The 24,087-nt window shown below is 62.1% G+C and carries 24 protein-coding genes; 10 read left to right on the top strand and 14 right to left on the bottom strand.

Features of this window, described 5'->3' with window-relative positions; all coding sequences use genetic code 11:
- Positions 1-7 precede the first annotated feature (7 nt).
- The 6 genes from ACQKP1_RS17945 to ACQKP1_RS17920 all read right to left on the bottom strand — a co-directional run bounded on the left by ACQKP1_RS17945 (position 8) and on the right by ACQKP1_RS17920 (position 5,636).
- Entirely contained in the window at positions 8-871 is an 864-nt protein-coding gene (locus ACQKP1_RS17945; RefSeq protein WP_427276294.1) for a branched-chain amino acid ABC transporter permease, read from the bottom strand.
- The gene (locus tag ACQKP1_RS17940) at positions 858-1,577 is read right to left on the bottom strand and encodes an ABC transporter ATP-binding protein (RefSeq protein WP_427276293.1); all 720 of its coding nucleotides are present in this window, start codon (positions 1,575-1,577) and stop codon (positions 858-860) included. Before ACQKP1_RS17940 ends, ACQKP1_RS17945 begins: the two co-directional genes overlap by 14 nt.
- Before the next feature lie 3 nt (positions 1,578-1,580).
- Positions 1,581-2,300 carry an ABC transporter ATP-binding protein gene (locus ACQKP1_RS17935; RefSeq protein WP_427276292.1) on the bottom strand — a complete coding sequence of 240 codons (720 nt, stop codon included), beginning with the start codon at positions 2,298-2,300 and terminating at the stop codon, positions 1,581-1,583.
- A 69-nt stretch (positions 2,301-2,369) separates the two neighbouring features.
- A complete protein-coding gene (locus tag ACQKP1_RS17930) occupies positions 2,370-3,650 on the bottom strand; it encodes an ABC transporter substrate-binding protein (protein ID WP_427276291.1) in 1,281 nt (426 codons plus the stop codon).
- A gap of 61 nt (positions 3,651-3,711) precedes the next feature.
- The gene (locus ACQKP1_RS17925) at positions 3,712-4,767 is read right to left on the bottom strand and encodes a maleylacetate reductase (protein WP_427276290.1); all 1,056 of its coding nucleotides are present in this window, start codon (positions 4,765-4,767) and stop codon (positions 3,712-3,714) included.
- Positions 4,764-5,636, bottom strand: a complete 873-nt coding sequence (locus tag ACQKP1_RS17920) for a dioxygenase (RefSeq protein WP_427276289.1) — start codon at positions 5,634-5,636, stop codon at positions 4,764-4,766. The genes ACQKP1_RS17925 and ACQKP1_RS17920 overlap by 4 nt, the downstream gene beginning before the upstream one ends.
- Before the next feature lie 98 nt (positions 5,637-5,734).
- Between ACQKP1_RS17920 and ACQKP1_RS17915 the strand changes: the two genes are divergently transcribed.
- Positions 5,735-6,685, top strand: a complete 951-nt coding sequence (locus tag ACQKP1_RS17915) for a LysR family transcriptional regulator (RefSeq protein WP_427276288.1) — start codon at positions 5,735-5,737, stop codon at positions 6,683-6,685.
- A 36-nt stretch (positions 6,686-6,721) separates the two neighbouring features.
- Here ACQKP1_RS17915 and ACQKP1_RS17910 read toward each other — a convergent pair whose 3' ends face one another.
- The 3 genes from ACQKP1_RS17910 to ACQKP1_RS17900 are packed head-to-tail and all read right to left on the bottom strand — an operon-like array spanning position 6,722 to position 9,659.
- Positions 6,722-7,996 (bottom strand): ABC transporter substrate-binding protein, encoded by a 1,275-nt coding sequence (locus tag ACQKP1_RS17910; RefSeq protein WP_427276287.1) that lies wholly within the window; start codon positions 7,994-7,996, stop codon positions 6,722-6,724.
- A gap of 30 nt (positions 7,997-8,026) precedes the next feature.
- A complete protein-coding gene (locus tag ACQKP1_RS17905) occupies positions 8,027-8,692 on the bottom strand; it encodes an alpha/beta hydrolase (protein ID WP_427276286.1) in 666 nt (221 codons plus the stop codon).
- A gap of 10 nt (positions 8,693-8,702) precedes the next feature.
- Complete coding sequence (locus tag ACQKP1_RS17900) at positions 8,703-9,659, bottom strand: VOC family protein (protein WP_427276285.1); 957 nt, start codon at positions 9,657-9,659, stop codon at positions 8,703-8,705.
- Positions 9,660-9,844: 185 nt separating this feature from the next.
- Here ACQKP1_RS17900 and ACQKP1_RS17895 point away from each other — a divergent pair, with 185 nt between their 5' ends.
- The 3 genes from ACQKP1_RS17895 to ACQKP1_RS17885 all read left to right on the top strand — a co-directional run bounded on the left by ACQKP1_RS17895 (position 9,845) and on the right by ACQKP1_RS17885 (position 13,060).
- Entirely contained in the window at positions 9,845-10,822 is a 978-nt protein-coding gene (locus ACQKP1_RS17895; RefSeq protein ID WP_203018022.1) for a LysR family transcriptional regulator, read from the top strand.
- A 112-nt stretch (positions 10,823-10,934) separates the two neighbouring features.
- A complete protein-coding gene (locus ACQKP1_RS17890) occupies positions 10,935-12,446 on the top strand; it encodes a dihydrolipoyl dehydrogenase family protein (RefSeq protein ID WP_427276284.1) in 1,512 nt (503 codons plus the stop codon).
- On the top strand, positions 12,443-13,060 hold the full coding sequence (locus ACQKP1_RS17885) for a CDP-alcohol phosphatidyltransferase family protein (protein ID WP_427276283.1): 618 nt from the start codon (positions 12,443-12,445) through the stop codon (positions 13,058-13,060). Before ACQKP1_RS17890 ends, ACQKP1_RS17885 begins: the two co-directional genes overlap by 4 nt.
- Positions 13,061-13,077: 17 nt before the next feature.
- Here the strand turns inward: ACQKP1_RS17885 and ACQKP1_RS17880 are convergent, their stop codons facing one another.
- Positions 13,078-13,686 (bottom strand): RNA polymerase sigma factor, encoded by a 609-nt coding sequence (locus ACQKP1_RS17880; RefSeq protein WP_427276282.1) that lies wholly within the window; start codon positions 13,684-13,686, stop codon positions 13,078-13,080.
- A gap of 154 nt (positions 13,687-13,840) precedes the next feature.
- Here ACQKP1_RS17880 and ACQKP1_RS17875 point away from each other — a divergent pair, with 154 nt between their 5' ends.
- The 6 genes from ACQKP1_RS17875 (at position 13,841) to ACQKP1_RS17850 (ending at position 19,742) form a co-directional block, all read left to right on the top strand.
- Entirely contained in the window at positions 13,841-14,635 is a 795-nt protein-coding gene (locus ACQKP1_RS17875) for a TVP38/TMEM64 family protein (RefSeq protein WP_427276281.1), read from the top strand.
- Positions 14,636-14,670: 35 nt separating this feature from the next.
- Complete coding sequence (locus tag ACQKP1_RS17870) at positions 14,671-14,916, top strand: zf-HC2 domain-containing protein (RefSeq protein ID WP_427276280.1); 246 nt, start codon at positions 14,671-14,673, stop codon at positions 14,914-14,916.
- A gap of 86 nt (positions 14,917-15,002) precedes the next feature.
- Positions 15,003-16,235 (top strand): ABC transporter substrate-binding protein, encoded by a 1,233-nt coding sequence (locus ACQKP1_RS17865; protein ID WP_427276479.1) that lies wholly within the window; start codon positions 15,003-15,005, stop codon positions 16,233-16,235.
- A 30-nt stretch (positions 16,236-16,265) separates the two neighbouring features.
- Positions 16,266-17,963 carry an ABC transporter permease gene (locus tag ACQKP1_RS17860; RefSeq protein ID WP_427276279.1) on the top strand — a complete coding sequence of 566 codons (1,698 nt, stop codon included), beginning with the start codon at positions 16,266-16,268 and terminating at the stop codon, positions 17,961-17,963.
- Positions 17,963-18,637, top strand: a complete 675-nt coding sequence (locus ACQKP1_RS17855; protein WP_427276278.1) for an ATP-binding cassette domain-containing protein — start codon at positions 17,963-17,965, stop codon at positions 18,635-18,637. Before ACQKP1_RS17860 ends, ACQKP1_RS17855 begins: the two co-directional genes overlap by 1 nt.
- Entirely contained in the window at positions 18,630-19,742 is a 1,113-nt protein-coding gene (locus tag ACQKP1_RS17850; RefSeq protein WP_427276277.1) for an FAD-dependent oxidoreductase, read from the top strand. Before ACQKP1_RS17855 ends, ACQKP1_RS17850 begins: the two co-directional genes overlap by 8 nt.
- A 104-nt stretch (positions 19,743-19,846) precedes the next feature.
- Here the strand turns inward: ACQKP1_RS17850 and ACQKP1_RS17845 are convergent, their stop codons facing one another.
- From ACQKP1_RS17845 to ACQKP1_RS17830, 4 genes are all read right to left on the bottom strand, one after another.
- Entirely contained in the window at positions 19,847-21,157 is a 1,311-nt protein-coding gene (locus tag ACQKP1_RS17845) for an extracellular solute-binding protein (RefSeq protein WP_427276276.1), read from the bottom strand.
- A gap of 77 nt (positions 21,158-21,234) precedes the next feature.
- A complete protein-coding gene (locus ACQKP1_RS17840; RefSeq protein ID WP_427276275.1) occupies positions 21,235-22,086 on the bottom strand; it encodes a carbohydrate ABC transporter permease in 852 nt (283 codons plus the stop codon).
- Entirely contained in the window at positions 22,083-22,964 is an 882-nt protein-coding gene (locus ACQKP1_RS17835) for a carbohydrate ABC transporter permease (protein WP_006724882.1), read from the bottom strand. Before ACQKP1_RS17835 ends, ACQKP1_RS17840 begins: the two co-directional genes overlap by 4 nt.
- A gap of 1 nt (position 22,965) precedes the next feature.
- Positions 22,966-24,063, bottom strand: coding sequence for an ABC transporter ATP-binding protein (locus ACQKP1_RS17830; protein ID WP_427276274.1), 1,098 nt, complete (start codon positions 24,061-24,063; stop codon positions 22,966-22,968).
- Positions 24,064-24,087 lie beyond the last annotated feature (24 nt).

The following is a 24,087-nucleotide window of genomic DNA, read 5'->3' as shown; positions in this document are numbered from 1 at the left end:
CGTCACCTCAATCGACAGCGCGCGGGAAGAGACCCCGCGGGCGGAACAGCAGGACCAGCAGGAAGGCGATATGGCCCGAGAGGATCTGCCATTCCGGGTTGATAGCGGCTCCGAACGTTTGTGCGACACCCAGAATGATGCCCCCGGCAAGCGTGCCCCAGAGTGAGCCGAGGCCGCCGATGATAACGGCTTCGAAGGCGTAGATCAGGCGTGCCGGACCGGCGGTCGGATCGAAATTGGCGCGGGTGCCGAGATAAAGCGCGGCGATCGTGACGATCACCATGGCAAGGCCTGTTGCGATGGCAAAGATCTGGTTCGGACGGATGCCCATCAGGCCTGCTGTGACGACATCGTCGGAGGTTGCGCGGAAGGCACGGCCAAGCGCCGTCTTGTAGATCAACTGGTTGAGGCCGACGATGACTAGGACCGCGGAGGCGAAGGTCAGGAGCGGCATCACGCCGGCATTGATGCCACCGAGCGAGAGCGATGCCTGCTCCAGGGCGCCAGCCGGGATGCGCTGGCTGTCCGCGGTAAAGGCTTCGAGCAAGCCGTTCTGGATGACGATCGACAAGCCGAAGGTGACGAGCAGCGGCGGCAGGATGTCCTTGCCGAGTGTGCGGTTCAGCAGGTGATATTGCAGCAGGTAGCCGATCGCGAACATCAGCGGACCGGCGATCAGTGCCGCGACGAAGGGGTTAAGCCCAAGTGTCGAGACGAGCAGCAGGATCAGGAAGGCGGCAAAGACGATGAGATCGCCATGGGCGAGATTGACGAGCCGCATGATGCCGAAGACGAGCGACAGACCCGCCGCGAAGAGGGCGTAGAGCCCGCCGAGCAGGATGCCCTGGAGAATGGTATCAAGCCAGTTCATGGGTTTCCGCTCCGAAATAGGCCGCGTGAATATCGGCGCGGTCGAGCTCTGCCGGACGCCCTTCGAGCGTGACCCGACCTTCCATCATGCAATAGACGCGGTCTGCGACCTGCAGCGCCTGGGCGATATCCTGCTCGACGATGACGATGGCGGCTCCCGTTTCCCGGATGCGCGGGAAGGCGGCGTAGATGTCCTTGATGACAACGGGGGCGAGGCCGAGGCTCAACTCGTCGCAGAGCAGCACTTCGGGATTCGACATCAACGCACGGCCGATTGCGACCATCTGCTGCTGCCCGCCGGAGAGTGCCGTCGAGGGATTGCGGCGCCGCTCTTTCAGGATCGGGAAAAGTTCGTAGATCGTTTCGAGCGACCAGGGACCATTCACCTTTCGGCCGTGGCGACCGACGAGAAGATTTTCCTCGACCGTGAGTGAGGGGAATAGCCTACGCCCTTCGGGCACGAGCGCGATGCCGCGGGCCATGACATCGGGTGATGCAAGCGAGCCGATCGGCTGGCCACGATGCAGGACGGCCGCTGGATCATTGCGTAGCACGCCTGCTATCGAGCGCATCAATGTCGATTTTCCTGCGCCATTGGCGCCGATAACGGCAATCGTCTCGCCGGGATTGAGGACGATGTTAACGCCGAACAGGGCCTGGAAGTCTCCATAGGAGGCGGTGAGGTTCTTGGTTTCGATGAGGCTCATGGTTCAGACCTCCATGCCTAAATAGATTTCGCGCACCTCGCGCGAGTTCATGATGGTCTGCGGATCGCCATGACCGATCATCCGACCGAAGTTGAGGACGAGGATCTTTTCCGCGACCGCGTTCAAGGCATGAAGGACGTGCTCGATCCAGATGATCGCCATGCCGCGCTGGTGGACGCGCTTGATCGTGGCGACCAGCTGACGGCACTCGCCTTCGGTTAGCCCGCCGGCGATTTCGTCGAGCAGCAGAAGCTTCGGCTTGGTGGCAAGGGCGCGGGCGAGCTCCAGCCGCTTGCGCTCGAGGAGGGTGAGGCTGCCGGCCGGGCGGTTGGCCTTGGCGATCAGGCCGGTCTCGACCAGGATCTCGGCGCAGAACTCGGCGACGTCGGCTTCGCTGCTTTCGCTGCCGAAGGCGCCGGCGACGAGCAGGTTTTCGTAGACCGTCAACCGTTCGAAAGGCTGCGGGATCTGGAAGGTGCGGCCCATGCCGGCGAAACAGCGCTGCATCGGCGGGACATTCGTCACGTCACGACCATCGAAATGGACAGTGCCCCTGGCGACGGAGAGGTTGCCGGTGATCAGGTTGAACAGCGTCGACTTGCCGGCACCGTTCGGTCCGATGACCCCAAGCGCTTCGCCGGGCTCGACGGAAAAGCCGATATCCTCGGCGACCACGAGGGCCCCGAAGGATTTCGACACTCCATTCAATTCCAGGATCGGCATGGACACTCCTCCGTCAGGCTGGCGGCGGCCCGGAACGATCGGGACGCCGCTGCCATGGGTTCACAAGGTTCAGCTCAGCGCTTCCATCTTGCCGCCAAGCGGGATGTTCGGTGCCTGGCCGTTCTCGACGACGACGAGGTCGTAACCGCCGCCGGTTTTGAGGCGCCACTGACCACCGACGAGCGGGGTCTTGGCGACGTTCTTCTGGGCGAAGGGAGGCAGGTTGGCGTTGTTCCAGGCGATCGGGCCGACCAGCGTGTCCAGCTTGGTTTCGCCGATGGCCTTGGCCACGGCATCGCCATCCGTCACGTCTTCCGCGCGCTTCATGACGTCGACCGCCAGTTCGAAAAGCGCATGGGCAAAGCCGATCGGCTGTGTCCAGGGGCGACCGGTCGCTGTGGTGAAGGCCGTTGCCACATCGGCAGCAGTCTCGCCTGTCAGCGAGGACTTGAAGGGATGAGACGGCGTCCACCAGACCTCGGTCGAGAGGTTGTGGCCGGCATCACCCAGGGCTTCCACGGTCTGCGGGAAAAGCAGCGCCTTGCCGATCGAAGCGATCTTGGGTTTGAGGCCCTGCTGCTTGGCTTGGTTCCAGAAGGTCGTGAGGTCAGGCGGGATCATCACGCCGGTCAGGATTTCCGTCTCGGCCTGCTTGAAGGCATTGATCTGGGCGGAGAAATCGTCGGTCAGGTTCTGATAGCGGCCGGTGTCGGTCAGGCCATAGCCGAGCTTCTCCAGCACCGGCGGGAAGCCGACGACCTTGTCGCCCCAGGCATTGCCGTCGCCGTCGTTCGGGAAGAGGCCACCGACCTTTTTGTTGGTCTCGACCTGGCCCCACATGCCGGTGAAGACGGCGATGATGTCCTCCAGGCCCCAGAAGAAGTGGTAGGCGTAGTTGAACGGCTTCCAGCTTGCGGGATCGCCGGGATTGCCCTGCTGGCCGATGAACCAGGGCTGCCAGGGAGCGACCGTGGACAGGCAGGGGATCTGCTCGGCTTCGCAGGTGGTGGAGACCGGATTGGTGGTTTCCGGTGTCGAGGAGACGAGCATCAGGTTGATTTCGTCGTCGACGATCAGTTCCTTGGCGACTTCGGCGGCGCGGTTCGGATTGGACTGGCTGTCCTTGACGACGACCTCGTAGTTCAGGCCCATCTTCTTCGTCGTCGCAAGGAAGCTGTCGATGACGAATTTGTCGGCTTCACCAAAGGCAGCAAGCGGGCCGGTTTGCGGGCTGACATAGCCGAGCTTGACCGCCGCTGACTGCGCAATCGCCGGGGCTGCAAGGCCCGAGGTTGCCAGCACGGCGCCGCCGGCTGCCGTCGTCTGCAGGAATTTCCGTCGCGTAATCATATTTCCTCCCATCATCGTCTCTCCTCCCAAAGAGTGCGCTATGCGCGGGATGTCTTGTCGGTTAGTCGGGCCTGACGCCCTCCCAGGCCTTTTGCAGAAGTGTGCGGATCGACGCCCGGTCGATCGGACGCGGGTTCCAGTAGGGGTTTTCCGTAGCGATATCGGCGGCACGATCGAGATCGGCTTCAACAAGCCCAAAATCCTTGAGCGACAGCGGCGCGCCGATCGACTTGGCAAAATCCCAGAGACCGCCGCCGATGGAGCCGCCGAACAGTTCGGCGGCACCTGAGAGTTCCGCTTGCGCGGCCTTCGCATTGAAGGAGGCCGTGTGCGGCAGCATGACTGCATGGGTTTCGGCATGCGGTGTATCGAAGGATCCGCCCAGTGTGTGGCAGATCTTGTGGTGCAGCGCCATGCCGACTGTGCCGAGCACAGTGCCGCAAAGCCAGGCGCCATAGAGCGCTTCCGCCCGCGCATCAGGATCACGAGGGTTCTTCACCAGAACCGGAAGGCTGTCCCGGAATGCGCGCAAACCGTCGAGCGCCATCAGTGCCGAGACCGGATTGCGATCCTGGGCATAGAGGCCCTCGACCGCATGGGCCATGGCGTTCAGACCACTCGTGACGCTCATGCCGACGGGAAGGCCGAGGGTGAGGTCCGGATCGTAGATGACGACTTCCGGCAGGATGCTGGCGTTCCGGACCGTGGTCTTTCGACCGCCTTCGGTTTGCCCGAGGATCGGGGTGACTTCGGAGCCGGCATAGGTGGTGGGGATGACAACCTGCAGCAGATCGGTGCGGTAGGCAATCGCCTTGCCGAGCCCCGTGGTGGAGCCGCCGCCGAGCGAAACGACGCAATCGGCTTTGGTATCCTGGACGACCTTCAGCGCTTTCTCCGTCACTTCGACGGGCGTGTGCATCACGGCACCCGAGAAGACACCAACTGAGAGGGCTCCGAGCCGATCGGAGAGGGCTTCGGCATCCGCCTTCTGGTGCGGCGTTGACAAGAAAAGCGCTCGGCGGCAGCCGAGGGACTCTACCGCGCTGCTGACCTCCGCGCTGCGGCCGGAGCCGAAGAGAATACGCGCCGGGCTGCCGGCATAGGTGAAGCTCTTCATTTGCCCCTCCCGGGTCGTGCGCGGACCATGACGAACCTGACGTTGACGCGTGAGGCCGGTTTTTCGTCGATCACCGTCTGCTCGAAGGAATGCACCAGTTCCGGTCGGACGCCGAACAGCGCGTCTTCGCCAAGCCTCGGATCATCTGCGTCGTAGATGTGGGTGGTGATCGTCTCGAAACCCGGTGCGCGCACGACGAAATGCAGATGCGCGGGACGGTGCAGCGGATAACCCGCCTGGGCGAACAGCCGCCCCACAGGCCCATCACCGGGAACGCCGTATCCGGCCGGACGGACCGTGCGATAGTGAAACTCCCCGTCCTGATCGGGGCGGAACAGACCCCGCAGATTGAATTCCGGCTGCAGATCCGGCTGCTGGTTTTCGTAGTAACCTTCGGCGTTCGCCTGCCAGGTGATGATTTCGGCCGTGGTGACCGGCACGCCGTCGAGGTCTTCGACGCGGCCCTCGACCAGCAGCGGCTCGCCTTTGCCGTCGAGCGAGATGGAACTGCCGAGTGCCCGCTCCGGGGTATCGGGACGGAAGAAGGGACCGCGGATGGTGTTGGGCGTTGCGCCGGACGGACGCCGCGAGTTGATGTCTTCCACCAGAGCCGACGCGCCCACGAGATCGGAGAACAGCACCCATTCCTGGCGGCGTTCGTCCGAGGCGTGGCCGACCTCGGTCAGGAAGTCGAGAACCTTGCGCCATTGCTCCTGGGTCGGGCGGAATTCCTTGATGAGGTCATGGACGTGACAGACCACGGCAGAGAGCAGACGCGCGGTTGCATCATCTGTTGTGCCGAAGCGGCTTGTGAAGGCCTCCTTCGAGGTCGCTTCGTCGAAGGAAATGAGGTCTGCGGCCCGCGACATGCATCTCCTCCCAAATCCGCATTGCTGGTCGAGAGGAAACTAGCAGGGCTCGCATGCAGGATTGATGATTTGTTTGGGAGGCAATATAACAATCCGTTATGAAGTTCGACGAACGACACCTGATCCAGCTGGCTGCCGTGGTCAAAACGGGTGGCGTGACGGAAGGTGCAGCCCTCCTGGGGCTTGCCCAGCCGGCGGTGTCGCGCACCCTTTCGATGCTGGAAAAGAGGATCGGCGAACCGCTGTTCATCAGGGGTAGGCGCCCAATGCAGCCAACGCCGCTCGGGATTGCGCTCGCCGAACATGGGCTTGCCATGTTGGCGGCCTCGCGCAAGGCCTCCGATCTGATGGAAAGCTTCCGGGTCGGCAAAAGCGGCGTGGTGCGTGTCGGCGGCAGCCCGTTCTTCATGGACTCGCTGATCGCCGGCATGTGTGCCGAGTTCCAGGAGACGCATCCGGATGTGCGGATCGACCAGTCCTATGGCTATTTTCCGGATCTGCGTGCAGCGCTAAAGGCCGATCAGATCGATCTGGCTATCTGCCCCATTGATATTTTGGACGAAGGCTCGGGGCTTGCCTTCCAGCAGATTTTGCCCGGCCGCAATGTCATCGCGTGCCGCGTGACCCATCCGCTTTTGTTGAAGCGCCGCGTGCAGCCGTCCCATCTTCTCGACTACTCCTGGGTAGCGCCGCCGCCGGGCAGTCCGCTTCTGGCCGACCTCAGAGCACTGCTCCTCTCCTTCGGAGCGACGGAAATCCGCATCCGCTATTCCGGCGGGTCGCTGGCGAGTGTCGTCAATTATCTGAAGGGCGCCGATGCGCTCACCGTGATGCCGCATAGCGTGGTCTTTGCGCAGCGCAAGGAAAAGATGATCACGGCCTTGCCTATCAACATTCCGCATCCGGAGCGTGCGCTGGCCATCTTGAGGCGTGTCGATGCGCCGCGGTCTCCGGCGGTCGAGCAGTTTTCATCCTTCGTGCGGTCGAGCTTCGAAAACCTGCGCCACCTGATCAAGCGTCACGAAGAGGCGGTCGTCTGGGGAAGCTGACGGGCCCGCTTGAGCGGGCCCGCCTAGGTCGTGTCCTCAGGCTAGTGCTTCCATCTTGCCGGCCGTTGGTATGTTCGGTGCCGTCTTGTTATCGACGATGACGAGGTCGAACGTGCCATCGTCCTTGCGCCGCCACTGGCCGCCGACCAGAGGCGTCTTGGTGACGTTCTTGGCCGCAAAGGGCGGCACACCCTTGCCGTTCCACTCGACGCGGCCGACGATCGTGTCGACCTTGGAGGAAGCGATCGCCGCGGCCACGGCTTCTGCATCCGTCACGTCGTCGACCCGACCCATGACATTGGTTGCCATCTCGAAGAGCGAGTGGATGAAGCCGATGGGCTGTGTCCAGGGACGACCGGTCTTGGCGGTGAAGTCGGCGGCGAGTTCGCCGGCACTCTGCCCCGTCAGCGATGACTTGAACGGATGCTGCGCCGACCACCAGACCTCCGACGAGAGGTTGTGGCCGGCCGCCCCCAGTGTTTCGACCGATTGCGGGAAAAGGATCGCCTTGGCGACGGTGACCGCTTTCGGATTGAAGCCTTGTTGTTTCGCCTGGTTCCAGAAGGTTGTGAAGTCAGGCGGAATGACGACGCCTGTGATGATGTCGCACTGGCCGTCCTTGAAGGCATTCACCTGGGCGGTGAAGTCGTCGGTCAGGTTCTGGTAGCGGCCCGGATCGAGCAACTCGAAGCCCGCCTGGGCGAGGCCCGGCTTCAGGCCGACATTCGGATCGCCCCAGGCATTGCCATCGGCATCGTTGGGGAAGAGGCCGCCGACCTTTTTGTTGGTATCCAGCTGGGCCCACATGTTGGTGAAGACCGCGATGACGTCTTCCAGGCCCCAGAAGTAATGGTAAGCGAAGTCGAACGGTTTCCAGCTCTCAGGGGCGCCAGGATTGCCCTGCTGGCCGATGAACCAGGGCTGCCAGGGCGCTTTGGTGGAGATGCAGGGGATGCCTTCGGCTTCGCAGGTCGTGGCGACCGGATTGGTGTTCTCTGGGGTCGAGGCGACAAGCATCAGATTGATTTCGTCGGAGAGGATGAGTTCCTTCGCCACATCCGCTGCCCGGTTCGGGTTGGACTGGCTGTCCTTGACGATGATCTCGAAGTTCTTGCCTGCCTCGGTCGCGAGGAAAGAGGCGATGTTATAGGCGTCGCTCTCGCCGAAGCTTGCCAGCGGTCCCGTCTGCGGGCTCACATAGCCGAGCTTGATCTTGGCTCCCTTGGCGATCGCCGGTGCGGCGAGGCCCCCGAGCCCATAGGCGAGACCGGTAGCAGCCCCCGCCTTCAGCAGTTTTCTGCGCGTAATCATGCTGTCCTCCTCCCTGTTGTCCTTGCAAAATCATGCCGCGACGCGGCGGAACGGCTGGCTTCCTTCCACAAGATCCCGAAGCATTGCATCCAGAGCTGCAACCTCCATTTCGGACGCCTGATGGGCGCGCCCGGGAAAGAGTTCACACCTTAGCCTCGCACGCGCCCTCCCAAGCGCTTCGGATGCTTCTGCAAAGGCTGAGACCGGGATCCATGGGTCCTGGTCCGAGCCGGTCAGATAGACAGGAAGCCCGTCGAGGTCGTTTTCGGGACGCGAGTCGCTTGCCTGACCGACGCGGCAGCCGGTCAGGTTGACCATGGCACCGTTCCAGGGCCCGAAGGCCATGGCATATTCGAGCGACAGGCAGGCGCCCTGGCTGAAGCCACCGATGAGCAGCGGCTTCTCGCTGCCGCCCGCCTGTCGCAGGCCCCCAACCAGCCCATGGAGATAGTCGAGCGAGGCTGAAAGTTCGATGCGCGTCGGGTCTGTCAGCGCGTCGGTCGCGCGTGCTGCATACCAGCTGTTGCCGCTCGCTCGGGGCAGACAGAAAGCCACCCCGCGCACCGATAGTTTCCCGACGACCTGCTCGATCATGTCCTCGGGCGATTGGGTTCGTCCGTGAATGAAGACACAGAGCACGTCGGCCTCCGCCGGTGCGACGCCCGCGGTCAGAGGCTCGCCATGGATCGTCATCATCGCCTCCGGGTTAGAAGTTTGCGGGTTCGAGGCCGGCGATCAGCTCCTCGCGGCGATCCTCGAACCATGGCGGGAAGACCAGCGTGGTGCCGATGGCGTCTGCTGGCTCGTCCAACGCCCATCCTCCTTCAACCGACCACGCGATCTCGAAGAGTGCACCGCCCGGCGAGCGGACGTAGCAGGACTTGAAGTAGTTGCGATCCTTCTGGTCGGAGACGTCGGTAAAGCCGAGACCTTCGATATGAGCCTTAAGCTTCAGCTGGTTCTCTTCGTTGACGGTGTTGAGTGCGAGGTGATGGATGGTCCCACCGGACAGCGTCCAGGTCCCCTGAGGTCCGCTCGGCTGGTGAAGCACCTCGACCATGCTCGACGGGCCACCATTGTTCGGCACCGAGAACATCAGGCCCTCGTCGCTGTCGGCTTCCTTCTTCATACCCATGCCGACCGTCAGAAAGTCGTCCATCGAAGTGCGGTCGAAGACGGCGATCGCGGCGCCATAAATGCCCCGGATGCCGTGTGCCTCGCTTATGCCCTTAGCTTGATTGGAAATCGGTGGGCGCGTGTCTGCCGGGCTCTCGACCAGTTCGTGGTCGATGCCGCAGGGATGGGCGAGCGCGACGCGGGTGATGCCGAAGCGGCTGATCTTGGTGGCGGGGATCCCGCGCTCGTTCAACCTGTCGACCCAGAAATCGGCCGAACCGACGGGGATCGCCAACTGGATGATCTTCGACTGGTTGGTGCCGCGCTTGCCATAGATGCCAGGCTTCTTGAAGGGGAAGGTGGTGACGATGGTCGAGGGATCGCCGCTCTTGGCGCCGTAGTAGAGATGGTAGACCGGGATCGTGCCATCGAAGAGCACTGTGCGCTTGATGGAATGCAGGCCCAATGTCTTCGTATAGAAATCGTAGTCCTCTTGCGCACCGTCGGTGCTCAGCGTGAGGTGATGATAACCCGAGATGAACGACATGCTTCTTCTCCTCCAGAAATGCAAATGCACGGATCGCGCCGATCCCGACACACGGGCCCTCCAGCGGCTGACCATGCCGCACCCGTTCTCTTCGTGTCGGAGCGGATCTGCTCCAATTGTCGGACTATAGAGGGCGCAAGGCCGTCTGTTGATAAAATTGCTTATGACCGATATAGCAGATTGCTATGAAGATCGATGAGCGCCACCTCGTCCAGCTTGCTGCCGTCGCCGAAACCGGTGGTGTCACGGAAGGCGCTGCCATGCTTGGCATGACCCAGCCGGCCGTCTCGCGAACCTTGTCCATGCTGGAGCGCAGGGTGGGCGAGCCACTCTTCACGCCCGGCAAGCGGCCGCTGCAACTCACGCCGCTCGGCCAGCAACTGGCCATCCAGGGCCGTTCCATCCTGGCCGCATCGCGCAAGGCGGTCGAGATCGTCAGAAGCTTTCAGTCAGGCACGGCAGGCCGGATCAAGGTGGGTGGGGTTCCCTTCTTCATGGATGCCGTCATCTCGCAGATGATCGCGACCTTCCAGCTTCGCGAACGCGATATTCTCGTCGAGCAGTCCTACGGCAACCTGCCGGATCTGCTGACCGAGCTCGATTCCAGTCAGATCGATATGGCGATCACGCCGATCGGAAGCGCGGACCTGAAGAGCGATTTCGAGTTCCAGTCTATCCTGCCGGGGCGCAATGTGCTGACCTGTGCGGTAGGGCACCCGCTGCTGAGGAAGCGGCGGCTCAGCATCGAAGATATCATGACCTATCCCTGGGTGGCGCCGCTGCCGGGCTCTCCCTTGGTGCTGGATCTGCACAACATTCTGATCACGCTCGGGATCAGCGAGCTACAGGTCCGCTATTCCGGTGGATCGCTTCTGTCCGTCGTCAACTACATCGCCTCGACCGACGCGCTGGCGATCCTGCCGCATTCGGTGGTCTTTTCCTTCAAGGGTGAGAACAAGATCTCCATCGTGCCCGTCGATATCCCGCAGCCGGAGCGCACGCTGGGCATCATTACCAAGCGCAAGACCTATCCGAACCCGGCCTGTCGCAAGTTTCAGGATCATATTGTCCGGGAATTCACCGACCTGAAGAAGGTGATCGAGCGTCACGAGAGATCGATCGTCTGGGGTGAGGGGCCATTCCTGCCCGAACGTGATCGCTGAGCCATTCCCGAGCCTATCCTCGGTATCTAAGAAAAAATGTTCTGAAGACTGTAACGAAACGCAGTTTGCGCCGTCTAATCCGTGAAACCCCATTGTGCGTACGGGACTGTTGATGAGCAGTATGAAACAAATGCCAGGCGCCGCAGATGCGCAGTGGACAAAGCCCAAGCGCTTCGATCGCAACCTTGTCGTGATCGGTGCGGGCTCGGCCGGGCTCGTCTCTGCCTATATCGCCGCCGCCGCCAAGGCAAAGGTGACGCTCGTTGAAGCCAACAAGATGGGTGGCGATTGCCTGAACTTTGGCTGTGTTCCGTCCAAGGCTCTGATCAAGAGCGCCAAGGTGGCGCATCAGATGCGCCATGCGGATCGCTACGGCCTCGAAGCCGTCGAGCCCACGGTGCCCTTTTCCGCCGTGATGGAGCGGATCCACAAGGTGATTGCTGAGATCGAGCCGCATGACAGTGTCGAGCGCTATACGGGGCTCGGCGTCGAGGTTCTCCAGGGCTATGCGAAGCTCGTCGATCCGTGGACGGTGGAGATTGCATTGAGCAGCGGCGGTACGCAGCGGCTGACGACGCGGGCGATCATCATCGCAACCGGCGCGCAACCCTTCGTGCCTCCGATCCCGGGTCTGGCTGAAGTCGGTTATCTCACGTCCGACACTTTATGGGAGAGGCTGCGCGACCGGCCGGAGGTGCCGCGTCGTCTCGTCGTTCTCGGCGGTGGGCCGATCGGGTGTGAACTGGCCCAGAGTTTCGCCCGGCTAGGCTCGCAAGTCGCTCAGATCGAGATGGCCCCGCGGGTGATGATGCGTGAGGATCCGGACGCGGCCGGCTTTGTCGAGGCATCGCTGAAGACCGATGGTGTGCAGGTGCTGACTGGGCACAAAGCCGTGGCTTGCGGCACGGATGGCGACGACAAATGGCTCGAGGTGGAGCATGCAGGTGGCCGAGACCGTATCGGCTTTGACGAAATCATCGTTGCCGTCGGGCGTGCGCCGCGCCTGAAGGGCTTCGGGCTCGAGGAACTCGGCATCAAGGTCGACCGTGTCGTCGAGACCAACGAGTATCTTCAGACGCTCTACCCGAACATCCTGGCCGCCGGTGACGTGGCCGGCCCTTATCAGTTCACCCATGTCGCCGGACATCAGGCCTGGTTTGCGGCGATCAATGCGCTGTTTGGTGACCTCAAGCGCTTCAAGGCCGATTACTCGGTCATCCCCTGGGCGACATTCACGGACCCGGAAGTGGCGCGCGTCGGTCTCTCGGAAACGGAGGCGAAGGAAAAGAAGATCCCCTACGAGGTGACGCGCTTCGGTATCGATGATCTCGATAGGGCGATTGCCGACGGCTCGGCGCATGGCTTCGTCAAGGTGCTGACCGTACCGGGCAAGGACAAGATCCTTGGCGTCACCATCGTCGGCGCACATGCGGGCGATCTAATCGCGGAATTCGTCTTCGCCATGAAGCATGGCCATGGGCTCGGAAAGATCCTCGGCACGATCCACATCTATCCGACGCTGGCCGAAGCGAACAAGATGGTCGCCGGGCAGTGGCGGCGGGCGCATATCAATGGTTTTCTGCTCTCGCTGCTCGAGCGTTTCCAGACCTGGAGACGTGGATGATCGATGCGAAGATCCTGCCGCTGCAAAAGGCGGCGCTCCAACCAATGGCCGCGTTTCTTGCCAGGCGTGGTGTGCGGGCGGATCAAATCAGCGTCGTGGGTTTCCTCGCCGGGCTTGGTGCTTTCGCCGCAATCAGCTTCGGGTACTGGCTGGCAGCGCTTCTGTTGATCCTCGCCAATCGCGGCTTTGACGGCCTCGATGGTGCGGTCGCCCGTATCCAAGGGCCGACGGATCGCGGTGCCTATCTCGATATCGCTTTCGACATGGTCTTTTACGCCTTGATCCCGCTTGGCTTTGCGATCGCCTCGCCTGAGGTGAACGCTCTGCCGGCGGCCATCCTCATCGTTTCCTTCGTCGGCACGGGATCGTCCTTTCTCGCCTTTTCGGCGGTCGCCGCAAAGCTTGGCCGCAAGGCGCCAGAATTTCCGACCAAGGGCATCTATTATGCCGGCGGTCTGGCGGAAGGATTCGAGACGATCGCCGTCTTCGTTGCCATGTGCCTTTTCCCCGAAAACTTCGCCGTGATTGCCTACGGTTTTGCCGCGCTTTGTGCGCTGACCACCGTCATCCGCTGGCGTCAGGGATGGGTCGCCTTTTCGGAGGGATCGCGATGAAGGCTCGACACGCCGTTTCAGCCGGCCGCGTTCAAACGGTCGAGTGCGTTGCGAACCGTGAGCCGGGCGCGATGCAGGAGCACGCGCATATTGCCTTCGCTGATGTTGAGCAATGCGCATACCTCGCTGGGGTCGAGCTCCTGCTGGCCGCGAAGAATGAGCACCGCCCGTTGCGTCGGCGGCAGAGTGTCGATCACATCTTCGACGTGCTGCAGCACGCTTCGACCCTCAATGTGACGTTCCGGGGTCAGGTTCTCCCAGAGTTCCGGGATCTGGCGCCAGTGGCCGCGACCGTCAAACGCGTCTGCCAGGCTGTCGCCACTGGCGTGATCGTCGAAGAAGACGGTACGCCCTTCGCGGCGGGCGCGGCTGCGCGCCTTGTTGATGAGGATGGTGTAGATCCAGCTGGCAAGCGAGCTGCGTCCCTCGAAGAGATCGATACGACCGAGCACGGCGATCCAGGTGTCCTGAACGACCTCCTCGGCAAGGTGCCGGTGCTGAACGATGCCGGTGCCAAAACGGATCATCGCGGCATTGTGGCGCCGATAGAGAACATCGAAAGCCGCAGCATCGCCATCCACCAGGCGCAAAACCAGAGCCTGATCATCCCCTTCGACCTGCGTCACGCCGCCCCTCACATCAATCCGGCGGCCATTAGCGAAACAATCATCTTTAAAGTCCAGCCGCATTCGCGCCCATCAAGTCATAGTGACCATGCCGTGTCTGTCGTCGCGAGCGGTGCGGTCTTACAGCGCGCCGACTGCTTTTCGGGAGATGTCCATGACTGATCGCAACGGGTCTCGTCCTGGCCATCTTTCGCCGGATGCCAACGACACCGCCTCAGCCATCACAAGCCGCCGAAGCAAGATCTGGCGATTTGTGCCCGTGGTCGTCGTCCTTGCTGGCCTCGCTCTCGGTTATGCCTTCGGCCTGCAGGACTATCTGAGCCTGGCGTTTCTTGCCGAGCAAAGACAGGCTCTCAGGGCCTATGTCGATGCCAATTTTCTCTGGTCGGCATTGCTTTTCCTTGGGATCTACATTGCCGCCGTTGCCTTCTCATTCCCGGCCGCGTCGGTGTTGACCATCTTCGGCGGCTTTCTGTTCGGCTGGATGATCGGCGGCGCACTCGTGGCTGTCGGAGCCACCGTCGGCGCGTCCATCCTCTTCCTTGCAACGCGATCGGCCTTCGGCAGTTTCCTTCGCCATCGCGTCGATGGTGTCGTGAAGAAGCTTGCCGACGGCTTCCGCGAAAACGCATTCGGCTATCTCTTCGCCATCCGGTTGGCGCCGGTCTTTCCGTTCTTCGTGGTGAACATTGCCGCTGCTCTGTTCGATATCAGCCTTGGCCGTTTTTTCGCGGCGACATTCTTCGGCATCCTGCCTGGCACCTTTGCCTATGCCTATCTCGGGCAGGGCGTCGACAGTGTGCTTGTGGCCGCACAGCAGAGTGGCCAGCAAGCGAAGATCTCGGATCTTGTCACCCCGGAAATCACGCTCGCCTTTTTCGCGCTGGCGCTTGTCGCGCTGATCCCCACGGTGGTGCGGCAGATCCGCAAGCGAGGTGCTTCGCGATGAACAGTGAGATCACAGGGTTGAGGGAATCGTAAGTCATGTTTCGATGCAGCGAAGTCGCGGAGCGGGCGAGCCTTTTGATCGATGGCGAGCTGGGCTTGTGGCCACGACTGAACATCCGGCTGCATCTGGCGATGTGTCGCGGATGCCGGGCTTTCGTCGAGCAAATGCGGATAACCCGCGATCTTGCCGTATTGGCTGGAGCTGCTGAGGATCCGCTGCCGAGTGCCGAGATCCAGGCCGCGCTGGCCAGACGACGGATCCAGTCTGGACGACCATCATGAAATCCGTCGGACATCATGAGCGTAGTTCCAATGAAGAGAGCTGAAATGCAGGCATGTGACATCGTCAATTTGAGGGAGAAGGGCAGATCATGCGATCAATGACAGGAATTTTCGCCGCAGGCTTCATCGCGGCGGCCAGCGGTTTGCCAGCACTTGCGTCCGGCCCGGATCTTTCCGACTGGGCTGCCATCGAGAAGAGCGCTTACGGCCAGACGGTCTATTTCAACGCCTGGGGCGGATCGGAAAACATCAACGCCTATCTCGAATGGGTCGGCGCCGAGATGCAGTCACGCTATGGCGTGACCGTCGTTCAGGTGAAGCTCGATGACACTGCGAGTGCCGTGGCCAAGGTGATCGCCGAAAAAGCCGCCGGCAAGGATGCAGGTGGCTCCGTCGATCTCATCTGGATCAACGGCGAGAACTTCGTGTCGATGAAGCAGCAGGAGCTGCTTCTTACACCCGGCTGGGCGACGTCCTTGCCGAACTGGGTTTATGTCGATGTTGAAAACCAGCCGACAATCCTCACCGACTTCACCGAGCCGACGGAGGGCTTGGAAAGCCCCTGGGGCGGGGCGAAGATGGTCTTTTTCTACGATGGTGCCCGGACCGAGGCCTCGAGCCTGCCTGACAATGCAAGCCAACTGCTCGACTGGGCCAAGCAGAACCCAGGTCGCTTCTCCTATCCGGCTCCGCCTGATTTCATCGGGTCGTCCTTCCTCAAACAGGTGCTGAGTGAAGTGATCGACGATCCGGGCAAACTTGCCGAACCTGTGAACGAGGAAAGTTTCGAACGGGACGTCGAGCCGCTGTTTGCCTATCTCGACCAGCTCCATGATGCCGCATGGCGGTCTGGCAAGGCCTTTCCGCAAAACTATCCGGACATGAAGCAAAAGCTCGCCGATGGCGAACTCGACATCATCTTCGCATTCAACCCGTCGGAAGCCTCTGCCGGCATCAAGGCAGGGGAGCTTCCCGACACGGTGCGATCCTTCACCTTCTCCGGCGGCACGCTCGGCAATACCCATTTCGTCGCCATTCCCTACAATGCGAATGCCAAGGAAGGCGCGCTGCTGACGGCGAATTTCCTGATTTCGCCGGAGGCGCAGCTGCGCAAGCAGGACCCGACCTATTGGGGGGATCCGACTGTCCTTTCGATGGCGAAGCTGCCGGACGCCGATCGTGCTGCCTTCGCCGCACTCGATCTTGGCGTCGCGACGCTCTCGCCGGACAAACTCGGACCCGTGATCGCCGAGCCGCATGCCAGCTGGATGGAGCGGATCGAAGTCGAGTGGCGTCGACGCTATGCCAGCGGCAACTGAGCCGTGCAGGGAAGACTGAAGGCTCGCAGTTTGGCCGACCGATCGGCTGCGCTTCTTCCCCGAAGCGCGGTCGCCGTCACGCTCGGCCTGCTCTTGCTGCCGATCGCCTTCGGCCTTCTCGGCACATTCCTGCCGGCCTTCGGCTATCTGCCGGCGCTCGGCGGTGTGGGCCTCAGCCTTAATCCTTTCCGAGCCCTTTTTGCAACGCCGGGGCTCGTTCCGGCCGCCGTCCTGAGTCTGGTCACCGGACTTGTCGCCACCATCCTCTCGCTCGGTATAACCCTGTTGTTTGTCGCAGGCTTCGCCGGGACACCTGTTCTTGCGCGCATCCAGCACCTCATCTCCCCGCTTCTCGCGGTGCCGCATGCAGCCGCAGCCTTCGGGCTTGCCTTCCTCATTGCGCCCTCCGGCCTTCTCATTCGGCTCTTGGCACCAATTCTTGGCATCGATCGACCGCCCGACATTCTCATTCCGCATGATCCCTGGGGGCTGGCCATGATCGCTGGCCTCGTGATCAAGGAAACGCCCTTCCTGTTCCTGGTGACATTGGCGGCTCTGCCGCAGGTCGACCTCGCACCCGCCCGAAGGCTTGCGGCCTCCTTCGGCTATGGGCGGATTGCGGGCTTCGTCTATCTGCTCTGGCCGGCGCTCTACCGGCAAATCCGTTTCGCTGTTTATGCCGTGATTGCCTACTCGTCCTCGGCCGTGGATGTCGCGGTGATCCTCGGTCCCAATCTGCCCGGCACGCTTGCCACGCGTCTCGTCCAGTGGATGAACGATCCTGACCTCTCCGTGCGGTTTCTCGCGTCGGCCGGTGCCGTCTTGCAGCTCGGGGTCACGCTGATCGCACTGCTTGCATGGTTCAGTCTGGAAAAGGTCAGTGCCATGCTGGTGAGAGCTCTCAGCGATCGCGGCTATCGTTTCGTGCATGACCTGACTGTCCGCAGGCTCGCGATTATCGCAGTCACCATCATAGGCGCGAGCGTGTTCGCGGGTCTTTTCCTCCTCGGTCTTTGGTCGCTCGCCGGCCTCTGGCAGTTTCCAGATCTCCTGCCGCGCGATTTCACCCTGCGCAGCTGGATGACGACCCTTCCGCGCATCGGCGACCCCTTGGTGACGACGCTAATCGCGGGGCTTGCATCGACGCTGATCGCGGTGGTGCTGACGGTCGGCTGCCTCGAGCGCGAGATCCAGACGGGGCGACGGGGCGGGGACAGGAGCCTGCTGCTTCTGTATCTGCCGCTCATCGTGCCCCAGATCGCCTTCGTTTTCGGCCTTCAGCTGCTCTTCGTCGGCAGCGGCAGCGACAACCGGCTCGCCGGCCTCATCCTGGTGCATCTTGTGTTCGTGCTGCCTTACGTATTCCTGTCCCTTGCCGATCCGTGGCGTGCGCTCGATCGCCGCTATGAAATCATCGCCACCGCGCTCGGCCGCTCCCGTCTCTCGGTGCTTCTGTCGATCCGCCTGCCGCTGCTGATCCGACCGATCCTGACCGCTCTTGCCGTCGGCTTCGCTGTCTCGGTCGGGCAGTATCTGCCGACGCTGCTGATCGGGGAGGGACGGCTCACCACCATCACCACGGAGGCTGTTGCACTCGCCTCCGGCAACAACCGCCGCGTTATCGGAGTTTACGCCCTGTTGCAGACCATTCTCCCCTTCCTCGCCTTCGCGCTTGCCGCATTTTTGCCGGCTGTTCTTCATCGCAACCGTCGTGAGATGAGGGTCTGATGGGGCTGCAAAGACAGGTCGAGACAGGCCTTCACCTCTCCAAGATTAAGATCCGCCTTGGAGACAATCTTCTGATCGCGCTCGATGCAGAGGTGCCTTCCGGCTCGGTCTTCACGGTCATGGGCCCTTCGGGGTCGGGGAAATCGACGCTGCTTTCCTTCATCGGCGGTTTTCTCGAGCCTGCCTTTCATGCGGAGGGTGCGGTCTCCGTTGGTGGTGTCGATCTCCTGGCGCTCGCGCCGGAGCAGCGACGGGCTGGTATCCTCTTCCAGGATCCGCTGCTCTTTCCGCATATGTCCGTCGGCGCCAATGTTGCCTTCGCCATTCCGGGGGAGGTTTCGGACCGGAAGGTCAGACGGCGCATGGCGGCCGACATCCTCCGCGAAATGGAGCTCGCAGGCTTCGAGGATCGCGATCCGGCGACGCTTTCAGGTGGCCAGAAGGCGCGCGTGGCGCTCGCCCGTGTCCTGGTCTCGCAGCCCCGCCTGCTGTTGCTCGATGAACCCTTCTCCAAACTCGACATGGCGCTTCGCAACCAGATGCGCGCACTTGTCTTTGCCCGCGCTCGCAGCGCCGGTCTGCCAGTCATTCTCGTCACGCATGACGAGGCCGATGCGGAGGCGGCGGGCGGGCCGGTTCATCGGTTGGGCGATCGGGAGAACGATCATGGATGAAGATGCCGGCATCAACGCCGAGATCCTGCTGCTCGGCGGCGGCCATGCGCATGTCGAGGTGATCCGGCGGCTTGGCCAGTTGGGTCTCGGGGCGAGGATGACGCTCGTCTCCCCCGGCCGGTATGCGCCTTATTCCGGTATGCTTCCGGGCTACATCGCCGGCGTCTACAGCTTTGACGACTTTCATATCGATCTGGCCGCATTGTGCTTGCGCTTCGGTGTGACCTTTCTCGATACGTCGGCCACCCAGATTGATCCCGAAGAACGGATCGTGAGTTTCGCAGAGGGCAGCTCTATCGGCTATCGCCTCCTTTCGGTCGATATCGGATCCACGCCGTCGCTGCCGCTGGGGATATCAGCCGGCATTTCCGTCAAGCCGATTTCAAGCTTCACCGATCGCCTCGGACGGCTCGATGCTCTGATCGCTGCGGGCGAGCGCGTGAAGCTCGCAGTCGTGGGACAGGGGGTGGCGGGGGTCGAGGTGGCCTTTGCCCTGAAGCAGAGATTTGCCGGCCGGGATGTCGAGATCGCGCTGATCGGACGGTCTGCGGAGCCGGTGCCGGAGCGTAGTGTTCGAGCACGGCGACTGGTGGAAAAGGAGCTAAGGATGGCAGGGATCGCCCACCATCCGGCTTTTGACGTGGTCGGTTTTCAAGCCGGCGAAGTCGTCGCGCGGGATGGCCGGAGGCTTGTCGCTGACGAAGTCATATGGACGACATCGAGCGGTTCCCAAGAGTTTCTTCGAGAGACCGGGCTTCTGCTCGATGCCGGAGGCTTCATTCGGGTCGATGAAAACCTTCGCTCCCTGTCGCATCCGGATATCTTCGCCGCCGGCGACGTGGCATCTCTGGCTGACCCACGTCCCAAGGCGGGTGTCTTCGCGGTCCGTCAGGGTCCTGTCCTTGCGAACAATATCCATCGAAGTCTGAAGGGGGAGGCGCTTCAAGCCTATCGCCCGCAGCGCTCCTGGTTGGTGCTGATATCGCTGCCGAACGGCCGGGCGATTGCCGACAAATGGGGATTAGCCGTTGTGGGGCGCTGTGTTGCTCGCTGGAAGGACCGGATCGACCGAGGTTTCATGCAGCGCTACAAACAGGACATGTGATCGCGCTCCATCACCTGGAGATTGGCTGTGTGGGTCCTCAAAAAGGCCCCGCATACCGAAGTGCGCGAGGCAGGCCAGGGAGGCCTTGGGGAGTCGGGCTGGGATCAGAGATCGCCGAGCAGTTCGTTGACGCGGCTTTCTGCCGAAGCGAGCGCTTCGTCGACCGACTTGTCGCCATTCACGGCAGCACCGATTTCCTCACCGATGATGTCCTGGATCGGGAACTGGCGCTGGACTTCGGCCGGCAGCGAGCGGCCGGTGTCGGCGATCTTCGCGATGTTTTCGCGATGCGGCAGGGACTTGAACTCGTCCATATCGAAGACTGCCTTGGAAGCCGGCAGGTGGCCGGTGCGGGCCCACTGGAAGTCGTTGTCCGACAGGAACTTGAAGAGCTTGCCGATCGCGTCCACCTGCTCTGGTGTGCGGTCCTTCTTCGGCATCACCCAGCTGTGGCCATCTGCATAGGTGCTGTCCTGCGCCGGGAAGAGCTGCGGAACGGGATAGACTGTGTAGCCATTCGAGAGCGCCGTGCCTTCCTTTTCGGACTGGGCAACATAATCGCCGATCAGCCAGGTGCCGTTGACGGCAATACCGCCCGCCCCGTTGGCGAAGCCGGAGACGGCGGCTGCATAGTCGAGGCCGGTGGTTGAGATGCCTTCATCCTTGGTCGCCTTCATCAGCTCGACGGCGGCCTTGGCTTCCGGTGTGTTCAGCTTGATGGCAGTCGGATCGGAGAAGAAGTCGGAGTTCTGCTGCTGCAGCAGGGTGTAGAGAATGCGGGCATAGGACGCCGTCTCGTTGGCCATGATCTGGATGAGATAGGGCTTGCCGGTTTTCTCGGTGAACTGCTTGCCCTGCGAGATCAGTTCTTCCGCCGATGTCGGCAGCATCGGGGTGCCGTCTGCATTGACGAGGCCTGCTTCCTTCATCAGGTTCAGGTTGACGTGGAAGAGCATGGTCCAGTTGTCGAAGGGCAGCCCGAACAGCTGGCCGTCCTTGGTGACGCCGTTGCGGCCGGCATCGGTGAAGTTCTCCGGCGACACGCCCTGAGCGGCCAGCACTTCGTCGATCGGCTCGATGAGGCCGCGGCTCTGATAGTCGGAGATTGCCGAGTAATGCATGGAGACGACGTCGGGTGCTGCACCGGATGCGAGCTGTGCGTTCAGCTGGTCGTAGCCCGGCCATTCGACCGTCGTGACATTGACGTCGATATCCGGGTTGTCGGCTTCGAACTTGTTGATCAGCGCAGTAATGATGCCGCATTCGCCGACGGCGGCCGATACGTCGGTGACGTTGCCATATTCCGCCTCGCAGGCGCCGAAGAAGCGTTGCAGCTCGATCGTCGTCTGCGCCTGCGCCGAGGCGCCGTAGCCCAGCGCGGCGATCGCAACGGTGGTCATCAGAATCTTTTTCATCGTGTCTCACTCCCTTGTGTCGGGCTCTTGGCCCTGTTGGACTAAAGCCGGCCGGCTCCTCTCCGGCCGGGTCGGCTTCACTTCACCGCGCCGCCGGATACGGCCGTGACGATGTGTTTCTGGAAGATCACGTAGACGATCAAAGCTGGGACGCTGGCGAAGACCGCCTGGGCCGCGAGAAAGCCCAGGCCCTCGCTCTGGGCAAAGTTGGATTGCGACGAAGCAAGCCCGACCGTCAGGGTGTACATTTCCTTCTTGGTCGCGGAGATCAGGGGCCACCAATAGTCGTTCCAGCCGCCGAGGAAGGTGAAGATACCGAGCGTTGCCTGTGCAGGCTGGGTCTGCGGCAGCATGACCTTCCAGAAGATCCGCCATTGCGAGGCATTGTCGAGCAAGGCCGCCTCGTCGATCTCCTTGGGGATCGCCCGGAAGAACTGCGTCATCAGGAAGACACCGAAGGCGCCGGACAGGCCCGGCAGCATCAGGCCGAGATAGGTGTTGTGCAGGCCGAACCAGTTGAACATCTGATGGCGGGCGATGATGACCGCTTGTTCGGGTACAGCGAGACCGAAAAGGACGATGATGAACAGCGTCCGGCGGAAGGGGAATTCCAGCCGCGCAAATCCGTAGCCGGCAAGCGATGACAGCACCAGAACAAGCAGGGTCTGACCGCTGGCCACGACCAGGCTGTTGAAGAACCAGCCGAAGACCTGGGATGAATGCCAGATGTTCAGGTAGTTGGCGATCGTGTAGGGCGCACGGAAAACCGAGTCCGTGCCGACCATCAGTTCCTGGTTGCTCTTGATCGACAGGCCGATCAGCCAGGCCACGGGCGCCATCATGACGACCGAGAGGAGGGCTGCGCCCCAAAGCAACGGCCGGTAGGTCGTCAGCACTTCCGGCTTGTAGGTGTCGTCTCGGGCGGTCATGCGCCGTCCTCCGTCTTGCGCGAGGACACGATGTATTGCGCCATCGCGGCCACGAGGATGATCAGGAAGAGGTATTGCGACGCTGCTGCCGCACGACCGACATCCCAGCGGACGAAGCCGACCTCGTAGATGTACATGACCAGCGGACGCGAGGATCCGTTCGGGCCGCCATTCGTCATCAGCTGCGCCTGTCCGAAAAGCTGGAACTGGAAGACGATCTGGATGATTGTGACCAGCATGATGGTGCGTGCTATCGACGGCAGGGTGATCCGTGTCAGGACCCGCCAGGGTCCGGCATTGTCGAGGGCAGCTGCTTCATAGAGATCCTTCGGGACCTGCTGCAGTGCTGCCAGAAAAAGCATCATCGGCAGGCCGACGCACCACCAGACGGTCGCGACACCGACGGCGAACAGCGACCAGCCCCTGGTCGAGATGAAGTTGATCTGGTCGATGCCCGCCTCCGTGAAGAGTACGGACAGCAAGCCATCTCCGGGGATGAAGACGAAGCGCCAGATCAGGGTCACGATCGTGACCGATAGCACCGAGGAGGAGAAGAAGAGGCCTCGGAAGAAACTGGTGGTGCGCGTCGTCCTGTTGAGCGCGAGCGCCAGAAATAGGCCGAGCGCCACGAGTGTCGGCACGCTGACCAGCACGAAGACGATGGTGTTGCGCAGGGCCTGCAGGAAGACGGCGTCACCGGCGACCCGGAAGTAATTGGTCAGGCCGACGAAGCGACCCGGACCGAAGAGGTCCACCTTGTGCAGGCTGAGCCACATGCCCCAGAAAAGGGGAAACACGAGAAGGGCGAGGAAGACCAGCAGATAAGGCAGGATGAAGAGCCCATGGCTCCACTGGCTGCGGCGATAGCTTTCGGCCATGTCACTCCCCCTCCCGGCGATAAGCGCCGCCGTCGGCGCCGAAGAGGTGGAAGGCATTCGGATCGGCCGAGACCATCACCCGGTCTCCGGCCTTGATCAGGGAGCGGCCATCTGCTTCCACGACAAGCTTGCTGCCGTCGTCGAGCACGCCATAGACGAGGGTTCGATCGCCAAGACGCTCGACCACCTCGGCCGTCAGCGGTTCACCGGCGGTCCCGTCGGTCACCACGCGGATATCCTCGGCACGGATGCCGAGCGTTGCGCCCTCTGAACTGGTGCCAAGGGGCATGTGGAAGCCTGTTTCCACCGTTCCAAGGCCTGCCGTGCTCACGGCAAGGCCCGTCGCGCTCTTCTGCCAGCCGGTCACGGGCAAGAAGTTCATGGCCGGAGAGCCGATGAAACTTGCGACGAACTTGCTTGCCGGACGCTGATAGACATCCATCGGCGTGCCGATCTGTTCGATCTTGCGCGCATTCATGATGACAATCCGGTCCGCAAGCGTCATCGCTTCCACCTGGTCGTGGGTGACGAAGATCATCGTTGAGCCGAGGCGGTGGTGCAGTTGTGCAAGCTCGAGACGTGTGCGGCCACGCAAGGCAGCGTCGAGGTTCGACAATGGCTCGTCGAACAGGAAAGCCTTGGGTTCCTTGACAATGGCGCGGCCGATGGCGACGCGCTGGCGTTGGCCGCCTGAGAGCTTCTGCGGCTTTCGGTCGAGCAGGTGGCCGATTTCGAGTGTCTCGGCGGCGGCGAGCACGCGGCTTTCGATCTCGCCCTTGGCCATGCCGATGTTTTCGAGACCGAAGGACATGTTCTGCTTCACGGTCATATGCGGGTAGAGCGCATAGGACTGGAAGACCATCGCAACCCCGCGTTTGCCGGGCGGCAGGGTGTCGACGCGCTGTCCGGCTACCGAGATGGTGCCGCCTGTGACGTCTTCCAGGCCTGCGATCATGCGGAGCAGGGTCGACTTGCCGCAGCCCGACGGGCCAAGGAAGACGACGAATTCGCCTGCTTCGATAGACAGCGAAATGTCCTCGAGCACGGTCAGTGCGCCGTAGCGCTTGGTGACGTTATCGATTTCAATCGAAGCCGACATGGTTTCTCCTCCCCGTCGTCGATT

Source organism: Allorhizobium sp. NPDC080224 (assembly GCF_050281005.1).
In the GTDB taxonomy this organism is placed as follows: Bacteria; Pseudomonadota; Alphaproteobacteria; order Rhizobiales; family Rhizobiaceae; genus Allorhizobium.
The sequence above is the reverse complement of the archived record's forward strand: the minus strand, read 5'-3'. Positions and strand labels throughout refer to the sequence as shown.

What these genes read in the sequence shown, in the direction of transcription:
- ACQKP1_RS17945 (WP_427276294.1), bottom strand. Translation starts at nt 871, where the DNA reads ATGAACTGGCTTGATACCATTCTCCAGGGCATCCTGCTCGGCGGGCTC.
- ACQKP1_RS17830 (WP_427276274.1), bottom strand. Translation starts at nt 24,063, where the DNA reads ATGTCGGCTTCGATTGAAATCGATAACGTCACCAAGCGCTACGGCGCA.
- ACQKP1_RS17940 (WP_427276293.1), bottom strand. Translation starts at nt 1,577, where the DNA reads ATGAGCCTCATCGAAACCAAGAACCTCACCGCCTCCTATGGAGACTTC.
- ACQKP1_RS17845 (WP_427276276.1), bottom strand. Translation starts at nt 21,157, where the DNA reads ATGAAAAAGATTCTGATGACCACCGTTGCGATCGCCGCGCTGGGCTAC.
- ACQKP1_RS17930 (WP_427276291.1), bottom strand. Translation starts at nt 3,650, where the DNA reads ATGATTACGCGACGGAAATTCCTGCAGACGACGGCAGCCGGCGGCGCC.
- ACQKP1_RS17905 (WP_427276286.1), bottom strand. Translation starts at nt 8,692, where the DNA reads ATGATGACGATCCATGGCGAGCCTCTGACCGCGGGCGTCGCACCGGCG.
- ACQKP1_RS17840 (WP_427276275.1), bottom strand. Translation starts at nt 22,086, where the DNA reads ATGACCGCCCGAGACGACACCTACAAGCCGGAAGTGCTGACGACCTAC.
- ACQKP1_RS17875 (WP_427276281.1), top strand. Translation starts at nt 13,841, where the DNA reads ATGACTGATCGCAACGGGTCTCGTCCTGGCCATCTTTCGCCGGATGCC.
- ACQKP1_RS17925 (WP_427276290.1), bottom strand. Translation starts at nt 4,767, where the DNA reads ATGAAGAGCTTCACCTATGCCGGCAGCCCGGCGCGTATTCTCTTCGGC.
- ACQKP1_RS17885 (WP_427276283.1), top strand. Translation starts at nt 12,443, where the DNA reads ATGATCGATGCGAAGATCCTGCCGCTGCAAAAGGCGGCGCTCCAACCA.
- ACQKP1_RS17915 (WP_427276288.1), top strand. Translation starts at nt 5,735, where the DNA reads ATGAAGTTCGACGAACGACACCTGATCCAGCTGGCTGCCGTGGTCAAA.
- ACQKP1_RS17935 (WP_427276292.1), bottom strand. Translation starts at nt 2,300, where the DNA reads ATGCCGATCCTGGAATTGAATGGAGTGTCGAAATCCTTCGGGGCCCTC.
- ACQKP1_RS17855 (WP_427276278.1), top strand. Translation starts at nt 17,963, where the DNA reads ATGGGGCTGCAAAGACAGGTCGAGACAGGCCTTCACCTCTCCAAGATT.
- ACQKP1_RS17870 (WP_427276280.1), top strand. Translation starts at nt 14,671, where the DNA reads ATGTTTCGATGCAGCGAAGTCGCGGAGCGGGCGAGCCTTTTGATCGAT.
- ACQKP1_RS17895 (WP_203018022.1), top strand. Translation starts at nt 9,845, where the DNA reads ATGAAGATCGATGAGCGCCACCTCGTCCAGCTTGCTGCCGTCGCCGAA.
- ACQKP1_RS17850 (WP_427276277.1), top strand. Translation starts at nt 18,630, where the DNA reads ATGGATGAAGATGCCGGCATCAACGCCGAGATCCTGCTGCTCGGCGGC.
- ACQKP1_RS17900 (WP_427276285.1), bottom strand. Translation starts at nt 9,659, where the DNA reads ATGTCGTTCATCTCGGGTTATCATCACCTCACGCTGAGCACCGACGGT.
- ACQKP1_RS17910 (WP_427276287.1), bottom strand. Translation starts at nt 7,996, where the DNA reads ATGATTACGCGCAGAAAACTGCTGAAGGCGGGGGCTGCTACCGGTCTC.
- ACQKP1_RS17890 (WP_427276284.1), top strand. Translation starts at nt 10,935, where the DNA reads ATGAGCAGTATGAAACAAATGCCAGGCGCCGCAGATGCGCAGTGGACA.
- ACQKP1_RS17835 (WP_006724882.1), bottom strand. Translation starts at nt 22,964, where the DNA reads ATGGCCGAAAGCTATCGCCGCAGCCAGTGGAGCCATGGGCTCTTCATC.
- ACQKP1_RS17920 (WP_427276289.1), bottom strand. Translation starts at nt 5,636, where the DNA reads ATGTCGCGGGCCGCAGACCTCATTTCCTTCGACGAAGCGACCTCGAAG.